This is a genomic window from Algibacillus agarilyticus (genome assembly GCF_003286125.1).
Classification (GTDB): domain Bacteria; phylum Pseudomonadota; class Gammaproteobacteria; order Enterobacterales; family Alteromonadaceae; genus Algibacillus; species Algibacillus agarilyticus.
Genome location: NZ_QMED01000011.1, coordinates 51,310 through 70,196, shown reverse-complemented (window position 1 = coordinate 70,196; position 18,887 = coordinate 51,310). Strand labels below are relative to the sequence as shown.

Here is an 18,887-nt window from a genome sequence, read left to right as displayed (position 1 = left end):
CTGGAGGAATCGACCATAAAAGGCGGTAGAAAACAAGCAGGACAAGATAAGTCTCGCATCAACGAAGAAATTACAGGTACTGAAGTTCGCTTAATTGATGAAGCTGGTGAACAAGCAGGTGTGGTAAGTTTAAATGATGCATTAGCTCGCGCTGATGCCAATAAACTTGATTTAGTTGAAATTAGCCCGAATGCTGAACCTCCTGTTTGCCGCATTATGGATTATGGAAAATTCATCTTTGAGAAAAGTAAAGCTGCTAAAGAGCAGAAGAAAAAGCAAAAGCAGGTTCAGGTTAAAGAAATTAAGTTTCGACCTGGAACTGATGTAGGCGACTATCAGGTAAAACTGCGCAACCTGATTCGCTTTTTAGAAGGTGGCGATAAAGCTAAAGTAACGATCCGTTTCCGCGGCCGTGAAATGGCTCACCAAGATCTAGCGATAGACTTGTTAAATCGAATTAAAAACGATTTATCGGAATATGGCACGGTTGAATTCTTTCCTCGGAGAGTTGAAGGTCGTCAAATGATTATGGTTGTTGCCCCAATCAAGAAGTAGTACAGGTTCATAAAGTAATCTAAAAGCTACATTATTTATTTAATGTGGCTTTTTTATTCACCTTGCTGCTAAGTTTAAACATGACAATGCGGAGTTGCAAATGTCTAAAATGAAAACTCACAGAGGTGCTGCAAAGCGCTTCAAAAAAACCGGTAACGGTGGTTTCAAGTGCAAACAGTCTCACTTACGTCATATCTTGACGAAAAAGAGCTCTAAGCGTAAGCGCCATTTACGTGCTAAAACACAAGTACATCAGAACGATGTTCCATTAATCGTTCGCATGTTGCCATACGCGTAAATATAGAGGAGTCTGATAATGCCAAGAGTAAAACGTGGTGTAACTGCTAGCGCAGGACACAAGAAAATTTTAAAGCAAGCTAAAGGTTATTATGGTGCGCGTAGTCGTGTTTACCGTGTTGCTTTTCAAGCAGTAACTAAAGCTGGTCAATATGCATACCGTGACCGTCGTCAGCGTAAACGTCAATTCCGTCAATTATGGATTGCGCGTATTAATGCTGCTGCACGTCAAAATGGTTTATCTTACAGTCGTTTCATCAATGGCTTGAAAAAAGCTTCTGTTGAGATCGATCGTAAAATACTTGCTGACATCGCTGTATTTGATAAAGCGACTTTCACTGCATTAGTAGAGAAAGCTAAATCTGCTTTATAAAAAATCTTTGATTTTTTGGAAAGCCGCTAAGTAAATGCTTAGCGGCTTTTTTTATGCTTTAAATTTAGTTATAGCCGCTAAAAATGACGTAAATCTTTGCCTATCTGAGCTATATCACACTGAAAACGATATCTTGATCTTGTCTTTAATATTGTCGCTATTCATTTATATCTGTAGTTGCTATACTGCGCGCCAAATAAGGTACGATACTCAACATTGAATATTATTGAGTTCAGTTAACGCTATCGTTTAAATGGGAATACAGCCAATCTGTAACTGTTCCCGCAACTGTAATTTGCGCTGATATAACAAACCACTGGTTTTATACTGGGAAGGGTTATTTTGGGTTACCGCAATAAGTCAGGATACCAGCCTTAATTTTATTATTTTTTCATTATATTGAATATAAATCGTGCGGGTAACGCGATGGGTATAGCATCTTAAAGCAGTTTCACTGCGTTCTGTTGTCTTATCAGCCGTTAGCCTAATAATTAGTTTTAAAATTGCTATGGCTCATTGTTTGTTAAAAACTCATCAACTTTCTTGGCGTGTCAATCAACACCCCATTATCCATCATATTGACTTCAGTATACACTCGGGCGAAACCGTGGGTATTGTTGGGCCTAATGGCGCGGGTAAAACATCGTTTTTAAAATGTTTATACGGTGAAATTTTAAATTTTACTGGGTCGGTTACGCTTAAAAATAAATCCATTCTTCAATTAAAACGTAAAGCCCTCGCTAAACAAATTGCCGTGGTTAGTCAAACCCATTCTTCTGTTTTTAATTTAACGGTTTTTGATATTGTGAGAATGGGGTTAATTCCGCACAAAAATATGTTTGATACTGATTCTCAAGCTGATTTTGTTCATCTTGAGAAAGCATTAAAGCAAGTTGATTTATTTCATAAAAAAGAACAAACATTTTCAAGCTTGTCGGGTGGTGAGCAGCAGCGGTTATTGATTGCTAGAGCCATTGTTCAATCACCTGAATTATTAATTATGGATGAACCGACCAATCATTTAGATATCTTCTACCAACATCAAATATTGTCTTTAGCAAAAAAATTAGGCATTACTCTGCTGATGACTATTCATGATTTAAATTTAGCCGCTCAGTATTGTGACCGCCTCGTTTTAATGCACGAAGGGGAGATAGTGGCAGATGATACACCTGAAAAAGTATTAACCCCTGAATTGCTGAAAGCGGTATTTAAACTTGATTGTGATGTTGATTTACATCCACGATTGAATGTGCCTCGTGTCACATTTAGTGGAGACTTGGCATAAAATGACTTTAATAAAAAATATTACTTTTCGGAACCCAATTATCTATTACGGCGGATTTTTTCTACTGTGTTGTTTGTCTTTTGTTTATTCCTTTGGCGTGGGAGTGAGTGAAATTGGTTTTAGTGAAGTATGGCTTTGTGTTAGTCAGCAATGCAGCTCGGTGATTTACGAAACGATTTTATGGCAAGTGAGATTACCACGCGTTATTTTAGGTTTTATTGCGGGTTTTGGCTTAGCGGTTGCTGGTGCGTTAATGCAAAATGTCACGAGAAATCCATTAGCCGATCCTTATTTATTTGGCATTGTAGCCGGTGCGGGGCTGGGCGCGACGGTTGCGAGTTTATTGCCTGAAGCATTTCATTATTTTTCTATTCCTTTTGCGGCCTTTTTTGGCGCTTTGTTTGCGGTTGTTGTGGTGCTGGGGGTGGTTGTTAGAAATAACTGGCGACGAGTCGAGCATTTACTGTTAGCTGGCGTAGCCGTTTCGTTTTTATTAAGTTCTTTAACCAATTTTATTTTATACACGGGCGATGCATTTTCAACTAATCGCGTTATTTTTTGGTTGATGGGCAGCTTAGCAAGAGCCGACCAAACGGTATTGTGGATCATTGTGCCGGTTGTTTTAGTTTCATCCTGTATTGCCATTTTATGGAGTCGGCAACTTGATGCGTTATTACTGAGTGATGAAAGTGCTAGAACATTAGGTGTTCAAGTCGCTAAATTACGCATATTGGTTTTATTGCTATGCGCAGCAATGACGGCCGTTATCGTTGCCTATTGCGGGGGCATTGGCTTTGTTGGTTTGATGATCCCCCATATTGTGCGAGCTTTAATTGGCATAACGACTGCCAAGCTGATTGTGGGATCCGGTTTAGTGGGTGGGTGCTTTTTGATTTGGGTTGATGTTGTTGCCCGTTCGGCATTGGATGGCCAAGAGATCCCCATTGGTGTGATCACATCTGCTGTTGGCAGTGTTTTTTTTCTTTTATTAATGCGAAAAATGTAGGTAATACAGATGTCATCAACAAGAACAGATCAACCAAGAATAGAGCAATCCTATCTACAACAAATACAAGAACGAATAGAGCAAAAAACGAAGCCGTTAGGTGCTTTAGGCCAGTTAGAAGATACAGCAAAACAACTTGCTTATATTGCCAGCGTTAAGAAGCAAACTTGGCAAACACATATTTCGGTTAATAAACCGTCGATGTTAGTTTTTGCGGGTGATCATGGTATCGCCGAAGAAGGCATTAGCATTGCGCCCAGTGCCGTTACACGACAAATGGTATTGAATTTTTTAGCCGGTGGGGCCGCCATCAATTGTTTCTGTAAAGTAAATGATATTCAACTTAACGTAATTGATGCAGGCATTATTGAACCGATTGATAGCGAACATGCATTTTTTACTTCAGCACGTTTAGGTGCCGGTACTCATAATTTTTCTCAACAAGCTGCAATGCTACCATCTGATGTAAAACAAGGTATTTTAAATGGCGGAGAAATTGCTCAAGAAGTAATAAATCAAGGTTGTGAACTGCTTATGTTTGGTGAGATGGGAATTGGAAATACCAGTTCTGCATCTGCTATTTTTGCTGCACTAAGTGGACAAAACCCTGAGGATATTGTGGGGTTCGGCACCGGGATAGAGCCGCAACAATTAACTAAGAAGTTGAATTTAATAGAACAAGGGATCGCGAGATTAACGCCAAACGAAAAAGAGTCACCTTATGCGGTGTTAGCTCAATTAGGCGGCTATGAAATTGTGCAAATTGTCGGTGCTATCTTAAGCGGGACTCATATGAAAACACCGATGTTAATAGATGGCTTTATTGTTTCGGTTGCCGCGTATGTTGCAACCCGTATCGAACCAACTTGTCGTGATTTTATGCTGTTTGCCCATCAATCAGATGAAAAAGGTCATCAAGCCGTGCTAAGCGCATTGAATGCAGAACCTTTGCTTAATTTAGGTTTACGATTAGGTGAGGGAACCGGTGCGGCTTTGGCCTATCCGTTATTAAAATCAGCTTGTGCCTTTTACAATGATATGGCGAGTTTTGCAGATGCGGGTGTAACGGTTTAATGAATTTTTTTTGTCGGCAGTTAAATTTATTTTATTTAGCGTTAAGTTTTTTTACTCGCTTGCCTATACCTAAAAATGTGCAATATTCGGCCGCACTATTAAACCAATCAGGTCGTTATTTTTCGCTTATTGGTTGGGTGTTAGCACTTATACTATCTGCCGCTGTTTTCGTTTTTTCTACTTTTTTTCCTAGCATTCTTGTTGTCGCTCTAATTATTATTTTAAGCCTTTTGTTAACCGGTGCTTTTCATGAAGATGGTTTAGCTGATATGGCGGATGGAATAGGCGGTGGAATGACATTAGAAAAACGGCTAACCATCATGAAAGATAGTCGCATTGGTACATATGGCAGTGTGAGCTTGGTTTGTAGCTTAGGCCTTAAATTTATTTGTTTATATTTGCTGGCGCAATTTGATTATTTAATTCTGGCGTTAATTGTAGCTTATCCTTTATCACGCGCGTTAGCGGCGAGTTTAATTTTTGATATGCGCTATGTTGCCGATCTCGATACGAGCAAAAGTAAACCACTAGCGAGTAATCAAACCGTAACCGAATTATTATTATTATTGATGATCGGTGTTGCGCCAGTAGGATTATTTTATGATGCATTTTCACTCTCATTTTTTATCTATTTGTCAGTGTGTTTATTGTTTTTTCGTTGGGGTTTTAAAACCTGGCTTAATGCGCGTATAGGCGGTTATACCGGTGATTGCTTAGGGGCTGCTCAGCAAATTGCTGAAATTGTTATTTATTTGGTGTTGATTGCGAGCTTTGGTTTAAGTATGCCTGAGGTGACTTTATGATCCATTTAGTGTTAGGCGGTGCTCGCTCGGGAAAATCTAATTTTGCCGAGCAATATGTTGTGCAACATTCCCCACACAAACTGAATACGTATATTGCCACCGCGACCGTGATAGACGACGAAATGCAGCAACGAATTGAGCATCATCAAATGAGTCGTGGATCTAATTGGACTTTAATTGAATGTCCAATGGCGTTAGCTGACTTGTTGCCCACATTATCAAAAGACAGTTATGTATTGTTAGATTGTATGACGCTTTGGTTGAATAACGTGCTGTTTTTGCTTGGTGATTCAGCCAATAAAAAAACAATCCAAACGCATATCGATGCGTTTATTATGGCATTAAAAAATTGTCGAGCAAATATCACTATTGTATCAAATGAAGTGGGTTTAGGTGTGATACCGATGAATGCGCTAAGCCGCTTATATGTTGATCATGCTGGGTGGTTAAACCAAGCAATAGCGCAATGTGCAGACGAGGTAACGTTAGTAACGGCGGGATTACCACTTAAGTTGAAAGCTAAAACATGAGCGAGTTGATAAAACAGCAAACCGTTTATTTAATTCGCCACGGCAAGGTTGCGGGTGAACCGGCATTATATGGTCAATCAGATGTACCCGTAGAAGAAAAAGCACATGCGGCTATGGTGGAGCAGCTTCGTTTGTTTATTGCACAGCAAGAGGTTATGCAGTCTTCAGTGCTTCGTTTTTATTCATCACCTTTACAGCGTTGTTTAACCACTGCCAAAGCATGCACTGAAGAACAAGTTAATGTTTCTGCTGGATTATCTGAAATGGACTTTGGTTGTTTAGACGGGGTTTTATTTTCAACCTTATTTGAAGAGCAACCTGAGCAATGGCAATTACTTGAACGTTTTTGGCGAGCGCCTGCTCAACAGCAATTACCACAAGCTGAATCGTTAGCCGATTTTAATCAACGAGTATTAGCGGCTTGGGCGGAGCTATTAAGCCATATTAATAATCATGATCAAGACGTGATTGTGATCACGCATGGCGGAGTGATTCGACAAATTTTAGCGCAGGTATTATCGCTGAATTGGCAAGACTCAGCACTTTATAGCCAGCTTAATATAAAAAATGCCAGTGTAACTAAAATAAACATCACGTCTAAAGCGGCTGATATAAACAGGGTGAGCGGTGCAGGCGTTGAGCAAGCTGATTCAAAATATTTATCGGTTGAATATATTGGTGCACCCATTAGCGTGTTAGCTAATTAATCTGTTGTTGGTTGTCATAAATGAAAAAATTAAACCTTAATTAAAAGCCGAGTAAAAATAACAATGAAGAACACACCAACAATTATGGTGCAAGGTACCACATCAGATGCCGGTAAAAGCACACTTGTTGCTGGGCTATGCCGTGTTTATCAGCGTATGGGATTGAAGGTTGCGCCGTTTAAACCGCAAAATATGGCATTAAACAGTGCTGTTACGCCGAGTGGCGGCGAGATTGGTCGAGCGCAAGCCGTGCAAGCCCGTGCCGCCTGTGTTGAACTTGATACTGATTTTAATCCGATTTTACTCAAACCCAACTCAGATACTGGGGCTCAAGTCATTGTGCATGGCAAAGCGTTATCTGCCGGTATGGAAGCCGCTCAATACCATGATTATAAAAAAATTGCCCTCAACGCAGTTTTAGAATCTCATCAACGTTTGAGCCATCAATATGAATATGTGGTTGTGGAAGGGGCGGGGAGCCCGGCTGAAATTAATTTACGCCAAGGTGATATTGCCAATATGGGCTTTGCGGAGTCTGTTGATTGTCCTGTTATTATTATTGCCGATATAGATAAGGGCGGTGTGTTTGCGCACTTGGTTGGAACACTCGATTTATTATCTGAATCAGAACAAAAGCGTGTTGTTGGTTTTGTGATTAATCGCTTTAGAGGTGATATCAATTTATTAACATCAGGACTTGAGTGGCTTGAAGCACGAACGGGTAAACCGGTATTAGGTGTTATACCGTACTTGCATGGATTATCGATTGCGGCTGAAGATGCCGTCGTATCAGAGCAATACATCACCAACGCAAAATTAAAAGTCATTGTGCCCGTTTACCCTCGTATGAGTAATCACAATGATTTTGATCCTTTACGTTTGCATCCTGAAATCGATTTACAATTTGTTTATGCCACTGAAGATACCAAAACGCCTTTGCCCTGTGCCGACTTAATTATTTTACCGGGTTCTAAAAATGTTCAAGCTGACTTAGCATTTTTAAAAGCGCAAGGCTGGGATGCTTGTATAAACAAGCATTTACGCTATGGCGGAAAATTAATCGGGATTTGCGGTGGTTATCAAATGCTAGGTGACGCTATTAACGATCCGTTGGGGATTGAAAGTTCAACCCCTCTATCCAAAGGGCTAGGGTATATACCGATGCAAACGACGTTAGCCGAGCATAAAACGTTATTAAATGTTGAAGCACATTTAACGCTCAACAATAAAACGGCCAATGCCATTGGTTACGAGATACATGCAGGGCAAAGTGTGATTAATGATGTTAATTATCAGACATTATTGAACGCTAATCTAGCTGAGAGAGCCGGGTTTGTGAATCAAGATAATCAAATTGCAGGTTGTTACTTACATGGTTTATTTGATCAAACCGCCGTTTTACAAATTGTAATGAGTTGGGCTGGTGCCGACATCGTCGCACAAATTAATTTAGCTGAACAAGAAAATAAGGCCATAGACAAATTAGCCGATGCGTGTGAACAGCATTTAGATATTAAAAAATTGATGCATTTAACTGAGCAATGGTATCAAAACAAACTTTAACGGAGTTAAAAATGACAGATAAAAGCCAAGAAGAAATAAAAGCCGAACGGTATAAAGCACGTCAGCAAAAGGTAAAAGCAGCCGTTGATGAGAAAATTGCGGCAGCAACTGATAGTAAAGGTTTATTATTAGTGGTCACCGGTAATGGTAAAGGCAAATCGACTGCCGGTTTTGGTATGATTGCACGATCGGTTGGCCATGGCTTAAAAGCAGGCGTCGTACAATTTATTAAAGGCACTTGGGATTGTGGAGAGCGTAATTTATTAGAACAGCATGGCGTACCATTTTACGTGATGGCAACCGGTTTTACCTGGGAAACACAAGACAAAACGGCAGACACTGAAGCGGCCCAAGCTGTTTGGCAAGATGCTAAAAAGTTATTAGCTGATCCAACGGTTGACGTTGTATTACTTGATGAAATGACTTACATGCTGACTTATGGCTATATTGATCTTGATGAAGTGATTGAAGCATTAAATGATCGGCCTGAGATGCAGCATGTCATCATAACGGGTCGTGCTTGTCATCGTCGTATTGTTGAATTAGCCGATACGGTATCTGAAGTTCAATCGACTAAGCATGCATTTCAATCGGGTATCAAAGTACAAAAAGGGATCGATTGGTAATGTATTTGTCTCGTTGGTTAATGGGTTTTATTTTTTTTATTAGCTTTAGCCTTAAAGCTAATGAAGAAAGTGTGAATACGCAGCCTCGCTATATCACTTTAGCGCCGCATATTATTGAAATGTTGTTTAAATTGGAAGTTGGGGATCGGGTTGTTGCAACGACGAGTCATTCTGATTTTCCTGAGCAAGCTAAACACGTTCCGATAATCGGCAACTATGCGCGTTTAAAAATAGAAGATATTCTAGCTTATCAACCCGATATTGTATTTGCGTGGAACACCGGCAACCCAGCTGACGATTTAGCCCGTTTAAAACAATTGGGCGTTAATATCGTTTATTCCGATCCTAAAACGCTAGAAGATGTCGCTAAAGAATTACGCATTTTTGGTGAATTAGTTGGAAAGTCAGCCTTAGCGGAAAAAGTCGCATTGGCTTATGAACAACGCTTAAATGCCATTAAACAACGCTACCAAGATAAACAAACACTGAAAGCCTTCTACGAGTTATGGTCTAGACCGTTAACCACGGTGGCTAAAAATGCTTGGCCACAACAGCACTTAACTATTTGTGGCGTGAGTAACCCTTTTATCAATGGCATCTCAGATTATCCTCAAGTTAATGTTGAGCAAGTTGTGATTGCCGATCCTGAAATAATAATTCAACCTATGTCGGCGGGTGAACCGAACCCTGATGCGGTTAACTGGCATAAATGGAAAAGTATGACTGCTGTTAAACATGGCATTATTTTGCAACCTAACTCCGATAAACTGCACCGAATGTCTACACGCATGTTAGATGAATTAGACGAACTCTGTGCAGGTATTGACAACGTAAGACTCAAGTATTTTAACCATAATGGCTAGTTTAAAGCCTATTATCGTGCAAATTGAAAAATAAAAAACTAATCATTTTGCTGAATATATGTTTAGCGGTGATTGGAAAATTAATGATTTTCACATAAGTGAAAATTGACTCATGGTGAAGGTGCTTAAATAGAAGTGAAACGGGAAACAAGTAATGCTTGTGCTGCCCCCGCAACGGTAATTGTTCAAAACGCATTCTATTTAGCGTTATGAACAAAAAAGCCCGGAGACCGGCCTTTGCCATCAATATCTAACTCGATACGGTGGGTATCGACACTGAGGAAAAAATGAAAAAAACATTATTAGCGACATCAATTATCTCTGCGATTACTTTAGGCTATTCAGCTGCTGTATTTGCAGATGACATTGTTAAAACCGAACGCATTTTAGTCACCGCAAACCGCAGCGAGCAAAACCCGTTTGATGCATTAGCCGCTCATACTGTGATTGGTCAAGTCGAAATTGAACGTTTACAAGCGCAAAATATCGGTGATTTACTTGATAAAGTTGCGGGGGTAAACGTGGTTAATCAAGGTGGCACGGGTCAGCAAACTTCGATATTTATGCGGGGTAATAACAGTGGCCATACGTTGGTTTTAATTGATGGTGTGAGAGTTGGCTCTGCTACAACCGGTAGTGCTAGTCTTGCTAGCATACCTTTGGCGCAGATTGAACGTATTGAAGTGGTAAAAGGTGCACGAGCTGCGTTATGGGGATCGGATGCCATTGGTGGAGTGATCCAAATTTTCACTAAAAAATTCAATACCGGTGAAGGTGTTGTCTCTGCTGGGTTCGGCAGCCATGGTTTTATGCAGTTAAGTGCTGCCACGGGCTTTGGCAACCAACAAGATGGCATAAGTTTAGCGGTTAATCTAGAACGAGCCGACGGTATTGACGTTTTACAAAAGGCTGATAATCAAGACCCCGATAGTGACGGTTATGATAGACAATCAGTAACCTTGAGTGGCCGTACGGCATTTAATAAATCATTAAATGCCGATGCTAAAATTCAAGTTGATCAAGGGGGCACTGAGTATGATAATGCTTACTCGCCTACAACGAACGCTAATGAAAATAGCTATGATAATTATTTAGTTAATGTGGGCTTGAATCATCAATTTAATGCCTTTACTTCGCGCGCTGCATTGAGCAAAACGCGTGATAAAGGAAGTAACTTTGGTCAAACATCAGTAAAGAGCTCAATTCAAACTGAAAGAGAGCTCTTAAGTGTGGTTTCAAATTATGCGCATAATACCAATACGTCGGTTACTGCAGGTTTTGATGCCTATAAAGAATCTGTTTCTTCAGGAGATTTAGATAGTTGGACTGATGGTATTCAAGGTTATGCTGAGCAAGAACGTACGGTAAATGCGTGGTTTTTACAAGCTAACCATCAAGTTGATAACCTTTTATTAGAATCAGCTATTAGGCACGACCGCATTGAAAGTGTTGATAATAAAACAACTTACAATTTAGCGGCTGGTTTAAAAATAACACCCGATACCTTAATTAGCTTAAGTCGTAGCACAGGTTTTAAAGCGCCAACCTTTAATGACTTATATTGGCCTGGTTCTGGTAATCCTGAGTTAATTCCTGAAGTGTCATTAAGTAATGAGTTATTAGTGCGTCACCAGCATCAAAATTTGGTTGCTGAAATGAGTGTTTATAAATCAAAAGTCGATAACTTAATTGCATGGGCTCCAAATGCGAGTGGGAACTATTCGCCTGCTAACGTCAATTTAGCTGAAATTAAGGGTGTTGAGCTAAATGCAAAAATTAATGATGATAAATTACAGCATGAAATTAGTGTTGCTTGGGTTGAAGCAAAAGATGCTCAAGTAGATCAATTGTTAGCCAGACGACCTAAGTTTACCGCGAGCTACACGGCGAGTTACAACCTAGATGTATTAACATTGAACTCTATTATTTCTTACCGAGATGAAAGCTTTGATAAACCTTTTAAGGAAGGTGAGGAAAGGGTTGAGTTAGATGATGTTTGGAAACTGGATTTATCAGCTCAATATGATGTAACCAGTGACTTAGCCGTGTTCTTTAAATGGAATAATGTATTTGATGCTGATTATGAAACAGCCGCTGATTATCAATTAGATGATGCTAATTTTAAGCTATCGGCAACTTATTCATTTTAATACTGATCTGTTTTAATACATATTCGCTATAAAAGACGATTTGTAAATAGTAGTTGAACTAAAAAGGCCTTATTAAAGGCCTTTTTATTTATAAATGATCTAGCCGTGTATTAACCGGAATTTTCATAATAAACTGCAAGCCTTTGCCTAACTCACTAAAGGCTTTAATTTCGCCACCTAAGGTTTGTTTGACTAGGTTATAGGTAATATGTGTACCTAGCCCGCTGCCGCCGCTTTCGCGTCTTGTCGTAAAGAAGGGATCAAATAGCTGAGCTAGTACTTCAGAGCTTACCCCTTTTCCGTCATCTTCGTATTCCATTTTAAGTAAGCCTCCTTGTAACTCAGTGATCACAATCCGGATATTACCCTTTTCAATATTTTCAAAACCATGAATAACCGAGTTCATGATTAAGTTGGTGAATATTTGGGATATTGCACCGGCTGGGCAACGCATGTGAATATTTTCAGGGCAAGCTATATGAAACTCATGCTGAGCTTTTTTAAGATTGGGTTGTAGCGATTTAATAATATCTTCAAGATAGCTTTTTAATTCGATGGTTCTTATGGCATTACTGGTTTGATCAACTGCGACTTGTTTAAAGCTGTTTATTAAATCGGATGCTCTTTTTAAATTAGTTGAAATGAGTTCATTACTTTCGTGCGCTTCAGAAATAAATTTTTCTAAATTTTTAGGGCTTAAGGTTTTTTCTTCATATTTTAAGGTTAAGTTTTTGACTTGCTCAGATAAAAATGAGCTTGCAGTGACCGCGATACCAACAGGGGTATTAACATCATGCGCAATGCCTGCCACTAACCCCCCTAAAGAAGCCATTTTCTCCGATTCAACCAATTGACCTTGTGCTTGTTTAAGTTCACGTAATGAACGTTCAAGCTCTTTTTGCTTTGTCATTAATTGTTCTTCGGTACGACGTCGAATGTCTATTTCGTCACGCAGTTCGTTGCGTGATAATTCAAGCTCTTGTTTTTGGTTTTCTAAATCCAGTAGGGCGTGTGAAAGATTTGCGGTTTTTTTAGCAACTTCTTGTTCGAGTTGTAAATTGTGATCATCGAGCTTGTTGTTTGCGTGTAGTAATTCTTTTTGGGTGATGTCTAACTTTTGATTATACACATCCAATCGGTCTATTAAATCATTGTAGGCGTCAGTCAAAATCTTTAATTCGTTGCCTTCATCAAATTCGTAACTTATTTTTGAACGTTGTAAGCTTTCAATATCAAATGATTCTATTTGTTCTGTTACTTCTCTTAATGGTTCACTGAGCATTAACTTAAATGAGCGTAAAAATAACAGCATTAAGAAAGTCGTTTTTAGAAAGGCATTAAAAATGAGTACATATAAGCCTACTTCAATCCGGCTAATGATCACATCGCTTGACGAAATAAGTGTTACATCACCAACTTGAGTTGCCCGGCCAGAAAATTCGAATATAAGTGGGAAAGTATAACCAAATAAGCCAGAGCTGTTTTCTTCTAAACTGGCACCTTCTGAACCATAATGGATCTCGATTTTATCTGACGTAATTTGCTTACCCATTTCGGTGATCACTTGGCCGTTTTCATCTCGAACAATGATGCCTTCGACCATCGGGATCGCGAGTAAACCTTCTGCAATTGTTATCGCTTGCTGAGAATTAAGCTCCCAAATTGCTCGCGTTAAACTACCACTAAAGGTTTTTTGTAAGGTTTTTAATTCACCTTCGATATGAGTTTTGGCATTAAAGTACTCTACCGCGATTTGCCCTAATGTAACAACAAAAGTCAAAACGAAATATACACTGAGTACTCTTGCTAATAATTTTCTAGAAACGCTAGTTTTCTTCATTTAAAATTCTTATGAAAAAGGAAGTTACATTATTAAGAATAAAAGCTCGTAATACAGTTATAACCAATAAACCTGTAAATTTCATCTTATTAACAAAAAAGATCATTGTTTTTTATATAAATGCTGAGTATATGGAGCATTCCATTGTGTTCTCGAGTGACTAAAACCTGAAGACGAAAAGGCGTTATATTGTAAATTTTGCCTTTTTTATGCTGAAGTGCCTTAAAAAATACACACTATTGCCATATATAATTATTATTAATGGCATCTTAGGTAATAAACTGTAACAATTTAATAAATCTGTCACAAAAAGTTCAGATAATGTCGGTGTTATAATTCAGTAGATGAAGAAATTATGTCAAGAAGAATACTCATTGTAGAAGACGAAGCACCGATCAGGGAAATGCTATCATTTGTTTTGGAACAAAAAGGTTTCCAAGTTGATGAAGCAGAAGATTATCACGAAGCATTAAGCAAAGTGGCCGAACCTTATCCTGATCTTATATTACTTGATTGGATGATACCGGGAGGCAGCGGTATTCAAGTTGCTAAACAAATTAAATCTGATGAATTTACCCGTAACATTCCAATTATTATGTTGACGGCTCGTGGTGAAGAAGAAGATAAAATTCGCGGCTTAGATGTAGGCGCTGATGATTATATCACTAAGCCATTTTCGCCTAAAGAGTTAGTCGCGCGTATTAAAGCTGTTTTACGACGTGCATTGCCAACAAGTACTGAAGAGCCACTAGAAATTCAAGGTTTGAAGTTAGATCCTGTGACACATCGGGTGACAGCGGATGAAACTGAGTTTAATATTGGTCCTACGGAATTTAAACTTTTACATTTCTTTATGTCTCATCCTGAACGGGTATATAGTCGAGAGCAATTACTCGATAATGTTTGGGGACGAAATGTATATGTAGAAGATCGAACGGTTGATGTTCATATCCGACGTTTACGTAAGGCTATCTCTCCAAAAGGACATGATCGACTTATTCAAACTGTACGTGGTGCGGGATATCGATTATCGGTTAAGTTATAGGCTTTTATGAAACACACAGCTCAACATTTTAAGCTAGCAATAAATTTATTTTTTGTTGCTGGCTTTTCTTTTTTATTGAACTTATTTTTTGGCCATCTTACCTTTTTTATGCTTTTAGGCGTGGTTGGTTTACTGCTTTGGCAGCATTTTAATTTTGTTCAATTATATAGCTGGCTATGGCATCGTACCTCTTTGTACCCACCGCAAAGTCAAGGCAGTTGGGGAGAAGTATTTGATGGCATTTATAAAATACAACTTAAAAATAGAGCCAGGCGTAAAGAGCTAGGGCGTTTTTTAAAACGCTTTAGAGAAGGTGCAGAAGCTTTACCCGATGGCATCGTGCTTATTAAGCGCAGTGGACAAATACTGTGGAGTAATAAGCTAGCGACTCAGCTTGTTGGTATTCGCTGGCCTGAAGATAGTAATATTCGTATTGATAACTTGTTACGGCACCCTGACTTTGTTGAAGCTTATGGTTTCAAAAACTTTAACGATCCTATTGTTATACCCTCACCAACGATTAGTGAACTGGTCATTGAAATACGCATCGTTCCTTACACTTATAATGAATATCTTTTATTAGCGCGAGATGTAACACAAGTCACTCGCTTAAATCAAATGCGTAAAGATTTTATCGCTAATGTGTCTCATGAGCTTAAAACGCCATTAACGGTGATCCAAGGTTACTTGGAGATGTATCAAGATGAAGAGATGCTTGAGTTTGTTAGTGCAAAGTCAATCAACTCAATGCTTGATCAAAGTGAGCGGATGATGAGTTTGGTTAATCAATTATTGGTACTCTCTAGAATTGAAGCTAACTCGGACTCTCTGTTTGAACATGTTATTGACATGCCCAAGTTATTGTTGCTAATTCAAAGTGAAGCTCAGCAATTAAGTGCGGAACAAGCACATCAAATTGAATTTGTCATTGAACCTAATTTACATATTTATGGTATTGAAGATGAAATGCGCAGTGCAATGACCAACTTGATAAAAAATGCCATTTTGTATACTCCAGAGAAGGGTATTATAAAAGTTTCGTGGTTACGCAAAGGAGAAGGGGCAGAGTTTAAAGTCTCAGATAATGGGCTCGGGATTGCTGCTTTTCACTTAGCTCGCCTGACAGAACGTTTTTATCGAGTTGACGATGCGCGTTCCCGTCATTCCGGTGGTACAGGGCTAGGGCTTTCTATTGTTAAGCATGTATTAACACATCATCATTCTACACTTGAAGTCGCGAGTGTAGAAGGTGAGGGGAGTGATTTTAGTTTTGTGATCCCTTCTGAAGTTATTGCAAAATCCTTACCTAAGGTTGTTAATCAATAAGTTTCGCTTAATTTCGTCAGATTCCTTTACTTCAAGCTGCGTAGCAATTAGGATCTGACGATATTTTTCCGCATACATATTGAATCATGACATCATTTACTATTACTCGCCCAGATGACTGGCACTTACACCTTCGCGATGGCGAACAACTCGAACATACTGTTAAACATGCTAGCCGTTATTTTGGCCGCGCCATTATCATGCCTAATTTAGTGCCGCCTGCTACTTGTACCGAATCGGCTTTAAGCTACCGCGATCGTATTCTTGCTCATCGACCTGACGATAGTTTGTTTGAACCTTTAATGGTTTTATATTTAACAGATAAAACGTCTGTTGATGAAATAAAAAAAGCTAAAGCGAGTGGTAAAATTGTTGCTGCTAAACTTTACCCTGCGGGTGCAACGACAAATTCTGATTCAGGTGTAACCGACGTTAAAAACATCTATCCTGTTCTACAAGCCATGCAAGATGTCGATATGTTATTACTGGTACATGGTGAAGTCACCCATGCTGACGTTGATATTTTTGATCGTGAAAAAGCCTTTATCGACTCAGTGTTAAAACCAGTCGTAAACGATTTTCCTGATTTAAAATTAGTGTTAGAGCATATCACCACTAAAGATGCCGTTGAATTTGTGATGGCACAAAACGATAACGTAGGCGCGACCATCACCGCTCACCATTTAATGTTTAATCGTAATCATATGCTTGTCGGTGGTATAAAACCGCATTTCTATTGTTTACCTATATTAAAAAGAAATATTCATCAAGCGGCTTTAGTTAAAGCGGCAACAAGCGGTTCGAAAAAATTCTTTTTGGGAACTGACTCTGCCCCGCACGCAAAAGATAAAAAAGAAGCCGCTTGCGGTTGCGCTGGCTCTTACACGGCACATGCGGCTGTTGAGTTATATGCTGAAGTTTTTGAACAAGAAAAGGCTTTAGATAAATTAGAAGGTTTTGCGAGTTTTAATGGTCCCGATTTTTATAACTTACCACGCAATTCAGACTCAATCACATTAGTTAAAAACGACTGGCAAGTGCCTGATGTTTATACTTTAGGTGATAACGAAGTTGTGCCTATTCGTGCTGGGGAAGTCATGCAGTGGCAAGTAAAATAAGGCTAAAAGCATAATGCATCTTTTTGTAAACGATTTAACGGTTATCGATTTCTCATATTTGGATGATGTGCGCGGTATTGTTGGCGAAAGCTGGATTGTTGATATTGTGTTAGTTGGGCATTTAAATGAGCAAAATATGGTACTCGATTTTGGCTTAGTTAAAAGTCAAATTAAACGTATTATTGATGATGAATTTGATCATAAATTGCATATACCTGAAGAGTCGTCTGCATTACTTGCGAATGTTCATGGCGTTGATAATCAAGATATCACTTTTAAGTTAAATGGCGGTGAGCATCTTTTTGTTTCTGCGCCTCCCAGTGCTTATTGTTTTGCGCCGACAGATCATATATCGATAAGTACGTTATTACCGGTCATTAAGAGCACCTTGATGCTCGATATGCCAAATAATGTAAAAGATATTGTGTTGACCTTACGCCCTGAAAAAATCAGTACACCTTATTATCATTACAGTCATGGCTTAAAGCATCATGAAGGTAATTGCCAGCGCATTGTACATGGACATCGATCTAAAATTGATATCTTTGTTGATGGTGAAGTTAATGATGATTTACAGGCTAGTTGGGCAAAACGGTGGAAAGATATTTATATTGGCAGTGAAAGTGATTTAGCCCCGGCGGTAGCTGAATCTTTTTGTGCAAATTATCAACTTAATGCCGATGATTATTATGGCTTTGCTTATTCAGCTTCACAAGGTGACTTTTCGCTAGCGGTTGCAAAGTCTATGTGTGATTTGATGGATCGTGATACAACCGTCGAGTGCATTGCTGAGTTTATACTTGAGCAAATTCAATTAGAATTGCCTGATAGTAAGCTAGAAGTGAGGGCTTACGAAGGGGTTTCTAAAGGTGCTATTTCATATGCTTAAATATAAATTAGCGGTTTTAACGAGTTTATTTCTGAGCTCTACTGACCTCGCCGCCGACGAAGGCTTACAAATACAACGTCAAGCGCTTTATCAAGGTGGCTTTATACTCGGTACTAAATCTAATTGTGTGACTTATCAATTAAATGGTTTGAAAGGACGTTGTAACGATAAAGGTCAATTTGTTGTTGGCTTTGGTCGTGATGCTAAGCCTGAACAAACCGTTGTATTTGAATTATCGGATAAATCGCGCTTTTCGTATACGGTACAAATTAAACCTCAGCAATACGATATACAAAAAATAGAAGGTGTCGCTAAAAAAATGGTTACACCACCAGCGTCTGTTTCTACTCGCATCGCGGGGGATAACCAACAGATTGGTCGAGGCCGTGCCGTTGATTCAGACCTAACGGGTTATACCGAACATTTTATTTGGCCAAGTTATGGTCGGATTTCAGGTGTGTATGGGAGTCAGCGTGTATTTAATGGAATTAAAAAGCGTCCTCACTTTGGTTTAGACATTGCTGCACCAACAGGTACTGAAGTTGTCGCACCGGCCTCTGGTATTATTAGAGTTGCTCACCATGATATGTATTATTCTGGCGGAACGATTATTTTAGATCACGGCTTTGGTTTAAGTTCTACTTTTATACATTTATCAAAAGTATCTGTTGTTGAAGGGCAAAAAATTGCTCAAGGTGAGCTCATTGGTGAAATTGGTAAATCAGGCCGTGCAACAGGCCCACATTTAGACTGGCGTATTAACTGGTTTAAAGAACGTTTAGACCCCGCTTTTTGGGTTGAAAAAGGCGGTAATAAAAGCAAATAATGCTTTTA

19 protein-coding genes and 2 riboswitches are annotated in these 18,887 nt (G+C 39.1%); of the genes, 18 read left to right on the top strand and 1 reads right to left on the bottom strand.

Translation table 11 applies throughout. From position 1 onward, the window contains the following. The 13 genes from infC (at window position 1) to DPX34_RS10555 (ending at window position 11,835) form a co-directional block, all read left to right on the top strand. Entirely contained in the window at window positions 1–555 is a 555-nt protein-coding gene (gene infC / locus DPX34_RS10615) for a translation initiation factor IF-3 (protein ID WP_198673683.1), read from the top strand. Window positions 556–655: 100 nt separating this feature from the next. Beyond that, complete coding sequence (rpmI, locus tag DPX34_RS10610) at window positions 656–853, top strand: 50S ribosomal protein L35 (protein ID WP_111978406.1); 198 nt, start codon at window positions 656–658, stop codon at window positions 851–853. 18 nt (window positions 854–871) lie between these two features. Further along, a complete protein-coding gene (rplT, locus tag DPX34_RS10605; protein WP_111978405.1) occupies window positions 872–1,225 on the top strand; it encodes a 50S ribosomal protein L20 in 354 nt (117 codons plus the stop codon). 212 nt (window positions 1,226–1,437) lie between these two features. Then, window positions 1,438–1,616, top strand: a riboswitch (cobalamin riboswitch). A gap of 129 nt (window positions 1,617–1,745) precedes the next feature. Then, on the top strand, window positions 1,746–2,513 hold the full coding sequence (locus DPX34_RS10600) for an ABC transporter ATP-binding protein (protein WP_157964692.1): 768 nt from the start codon (window positions 1,746–1,748) through the stop codon (window positions 2,511–2,513). Between the two features lies 1 nt (window position 2,514). Continuing rightward, entirely contained in the window at window positions 2,515–3,519 is a 1,005-nt protein-coding gene (locus tag DPX34_RS10595) for a FecCD family ABC transporter permease (RefSeq protein WP_111978403.1), read from the top strand. Between the two features lie 9 nt (window positions 3,520–3,528). Further along, window positions 3,529–4,593 (top strand): nicotinate-nucleotide--dimethylbenzimidazole phosphoribosyltransferase, encoded by a 1,065-nt coding sequence (cobT, locus tag DPX34_RS10590; RefSeq protein ID WP_111978402.1) that lies wholly within the window; start codon window positions 3,529–3,531, stop codon window positions 4,591–4,593. Then, entirely contained in the window at window positions 4,593–5,396 is an 804-nt protein-coding gene (locus tag DPX34_RS10585; RefSeq protein ID WP_111978401.1) for an adenosylcobinamide-GDP ribazoletransferase, read from the top strand. Before cobT ends, DPX34_RS10585 begins: the two co-directional genes overlap by 1 nt. Beyond that, a complete protein-coding gene (gene cobU, locus DPX34_RS10580; protein WP_111978400.1) occupies window positions 5,393–5,926 on the top strand; it encodes a bifunctional adenosylcobinamide kinase/adenosylcobinamide-phosphate guanylyltransferase in 534 nt (177 codons plus the stop codon). Before DPX34_RS10585 ends, cobU begins: the two co-directional genes overlap by 4 nt. Beyond that, window positions 5,923–6,633, top strand: coding sequence for a histidine phosphatase family protein (locus DPX34_RS10575; protein WP_111978399.1), 711 nt, complete (start codon window positions 5,923–5,925; stop codon window positions 6,631–6,633). The genes cobU and DPX34_RS10575 overlap by 4 nt, the downstream gene beginning before the upstream one ends. 63 nt (window positions 6,634–6,696) lie before the next feature. Then, complete coding sequence (locus DPX34_RS10570; protein ID WP_198673679.1) at window positions 6,697–8,196, top strand: cobyric acid synthase; 1,500 nt, start codon at window positions 6,697–6,699, stop codon at window positions 8,194–8,196. A gap of 11 nt (window positions 8,197–8,207) precedes the next feature. Further along, window positions 8,208–8,822 (top strand): cob(I)yrinic acid a,c-diamide adenosyltransferase, encoded by a 615-nt coding sequence (gene cobO, locus DPX34_RS10565; protein ID WP_111978474.1) that lies wholly within the window; start codon window positions 8,208–8,210, stop codon window positions 8,820–8,822. Further along, window positions 8,822–9,685, top strand: coding sequence for a cobalamin-binding protein (locus DPX34_RS10560; protein ID WP_111978397.1), 864 nt, complete (start codon window positions 8,822–8,824; stop codon window positions 9,683–9,685). Before cobO ends, DPX34_RS10560 begins: the two co-directional genes overlap by 1 nt. A gap of 102 nt (window positions 9,686–9,787) precedes the next feature. Then, a riboswitch (cobalamin riboswitch) is annotated at window positions 9,788–9,938 on the top strand. A 34-nt stretch (window positions 9,939–9,972) separates the two neighbouring features. Further along, on the top strand, window positions 9,973–11,835 hold the full coding sequence (locus DPX34_RS10555; protein ID WP_111978396.1) for a TonB-dependent receptor domain-containing protein: 1,863 nt from the start codon (window positions 9,973–9,975) through the stop codon (window positions 11,833–11,835). 88 nt (window positions 11,836–11,923) lie between these two features. Here DPX34_RS10555 and DPX34_RS10550 read toward each other — a convergent pair whose 3' ends face one another. Beyond that, window positions 11,924–13,675: a sensor histidine kinase gene (locus tag DPX34_RS10550; RefSeq protein ID WP_111978395.1), complete on the bottom strand. Its 1,752-nt coding sequence runs from the start codon at window positions 13,673–13,675 to the stop codon at window positions 11,924–11,926. Window positions 13,676–14,030: 355 nt separating this feature from the next. On the opposite strand from DPX34_RS10550, the gene phoB reads away from it, so the two are divergent. The 5 genes from phoB (at window position 14,031) to DPX34_RS10525 (ending at window position 18,879) form a co-directional block, all read left to right on the top strand. Then, on the top strand, window positions 14,031–14,720 hold the full coding sequence (gene phoB / locus DPX34_RS10545) for a phosphate regulon transcriptional regulator PhoB (protein WP_111978394.1): 690 nt from the start codon (window positions 14,031–14,033) through the stop codon (window positions 14,718–14,720). Window positions 14,721–14,726: 6 nt separating this feature from the next. Next, the gene (gene phoR, locus DPX34_RS10540; protein ID WP_111978393.1) at window positions 14,727–16,046 is read left to right on the top strand and encodes a phosphate regulon sensor histidine kinase PhoR; all 1,320 of its coding nucleotides are present in this window, start codon (window positions 14,727–14,729) and stop codon (window positions 16,044–16,046) included. Window positions 16,047–16,132: 86 nt separating this feature from the next. Continuing rightward, entirely contained in the window at window positions 16,133–17,164 is a 1,032-nt protein-coding gene (gene pyrC, locus DPX34_RS10535; RefSeq protein WP_111978392.1) for a dihydroorotase, read from the top strand. 13 nt (window positions 17,165–17,177) lie between these two features. Continuing rightward, on the top strand, window positions 17,178–18,053 hold the full coding sequence (locus DPX34_RS10530) for a 6-carboxytetrahydropterin synthase (RefSeq protein ID WP_111978391.1): 876 nt from the start codon (window positions 17,178–17,180) through the stop codon (window positions 18,051–18,053). After that, the gene (locus tag DPX34_RS10525) at window positions 18,046–18,879 is read left to right on the top strand and encodes a M23 family metallopeptidase (RefSeq protein WP_111978390.1); all 834 of its coding nucleotides are present in this window, start codon (window positions 18,046–18,048) and stop codon (window positions 18,877–18,879) included. The genes DPX34_RS10530 and DPX34_RS10525 overlap by 8 nt, the downstream gene beginning before the upstream one ends. Window positions 18,880–18,887 lie beyond the last annotated feature (8 nt).

Bases quoted from the DNA above. Each gene is read 5' to 3' on its own strand.
- DPX34_RS10595 (WP_111978403.1), top strand. From the start codon at position 2,515: ATGACTTTAATAAAAAATATTACTTTTCGGAACCCAATTATCTATTAC.
- pyrC (WP_111978392.1), top strand. From the start codon at position 16,133: ATGACATCATTTACTATTACTCGCCCAGATGACTGGCACTTACACCTT.
- DPX34_RS10560 (WP_111978397.1), top strand. From the start codon at position 8,822: ATGTATTTGTCTCGTTGGTTAATGGGTTTTATTTTTTTTATTAGCTTT.
- DPX34_RS10555 (WP_111978396.1), top strand. From the start codon at position 9,973: ATGAAAAAAACATTATTAGCGACATCAATTATCTCTGCGATTACTTTA.
- DPX34_RS10585 (WP_111978401.1), top strand. From the start codon at position 4,593: ATGAATTTTTTTTGTCGGCAGTTAAATTTATTTTATTTAGCGTTAAGT.
- DPX34_RS10530 (WP_111978391.1), top strand. From the start codon at position 17,178: ATGCATCTTTTTGTAAACGATTTAACGGTTATCGATTTCTCATATTTG.
- DPX34_RS10525 (WP_111978390.1), top strand. From the start codon at position 18,046: ATGCTTAAATATAAATTAGCGGTTTTAACGAGTTTATTTCTGAGCTCT.
- rplT (WP_111978405.1), top strand. From the start codon at position 872: ATGCCAAGAGTAAAACGTGGTGTAACTGCTAGCGCAGGACACAAGAAA.
- rpmI (WP_111978406.1), top strand. From the start codon at position 656: ATGTCTAAAATGAAAACTCACAGAGGTGCTGCAAAGCGCTTCAAAAAA.
- DPX34_RS10550 (WP_111978395.1), bottom strand. From the start codon at position 13,675: ATGAAGAAAACTAGCGTTTCTAGAAAATTATTAGCAAGAGTACTCAGT.
- cobU (WP_111978400.1), top strand. From the start codon at position 5,393: ATGATCCATTTAGTGTTAGGCGGTGCTCGCTCGGGAAAATCTAATTTT.
- phoB (WP_111978394.1), top strand. From the start codon at position 14,031: ATGTCAAGAAGAATACTCATTGTAGAAGACGAAGCACCGATCAGGGAA.
- phoR (WP_111978393.1), top strand. From the start codon at position 14,727: ATGAAACACACAGCTCAACATTTTAAGCTAGCAATAAATTTATTTTTT.
- cobT (WP_111978402.1), top strand. From the start codon at position 3,529: ATGTCATCAACAAGAACAGATCAACCAAGAATAGAGCAATCCTATCTA.
- DPX34_RS10575 (WP_111978399.1), top strand. From the start codon at position 5,923: ATGAGCGAGTTGATAAAACAGCAAACCGTTTATTTAATTCGCCACGGC.
- DPX34_RS10570 (WP_198673679.1), top strand. From the start codon at position 6,697: ATGAAGAACACACCAACAATTATGGTGCAAGGTACCACATCAGATGCC.
- cobO (WP_111978474.1), top strand. From the start codon at position 8,208: ATGACAGATAAAAGCCAAGAAGAAATAAAAGCCGAACGGTATAAAGCA.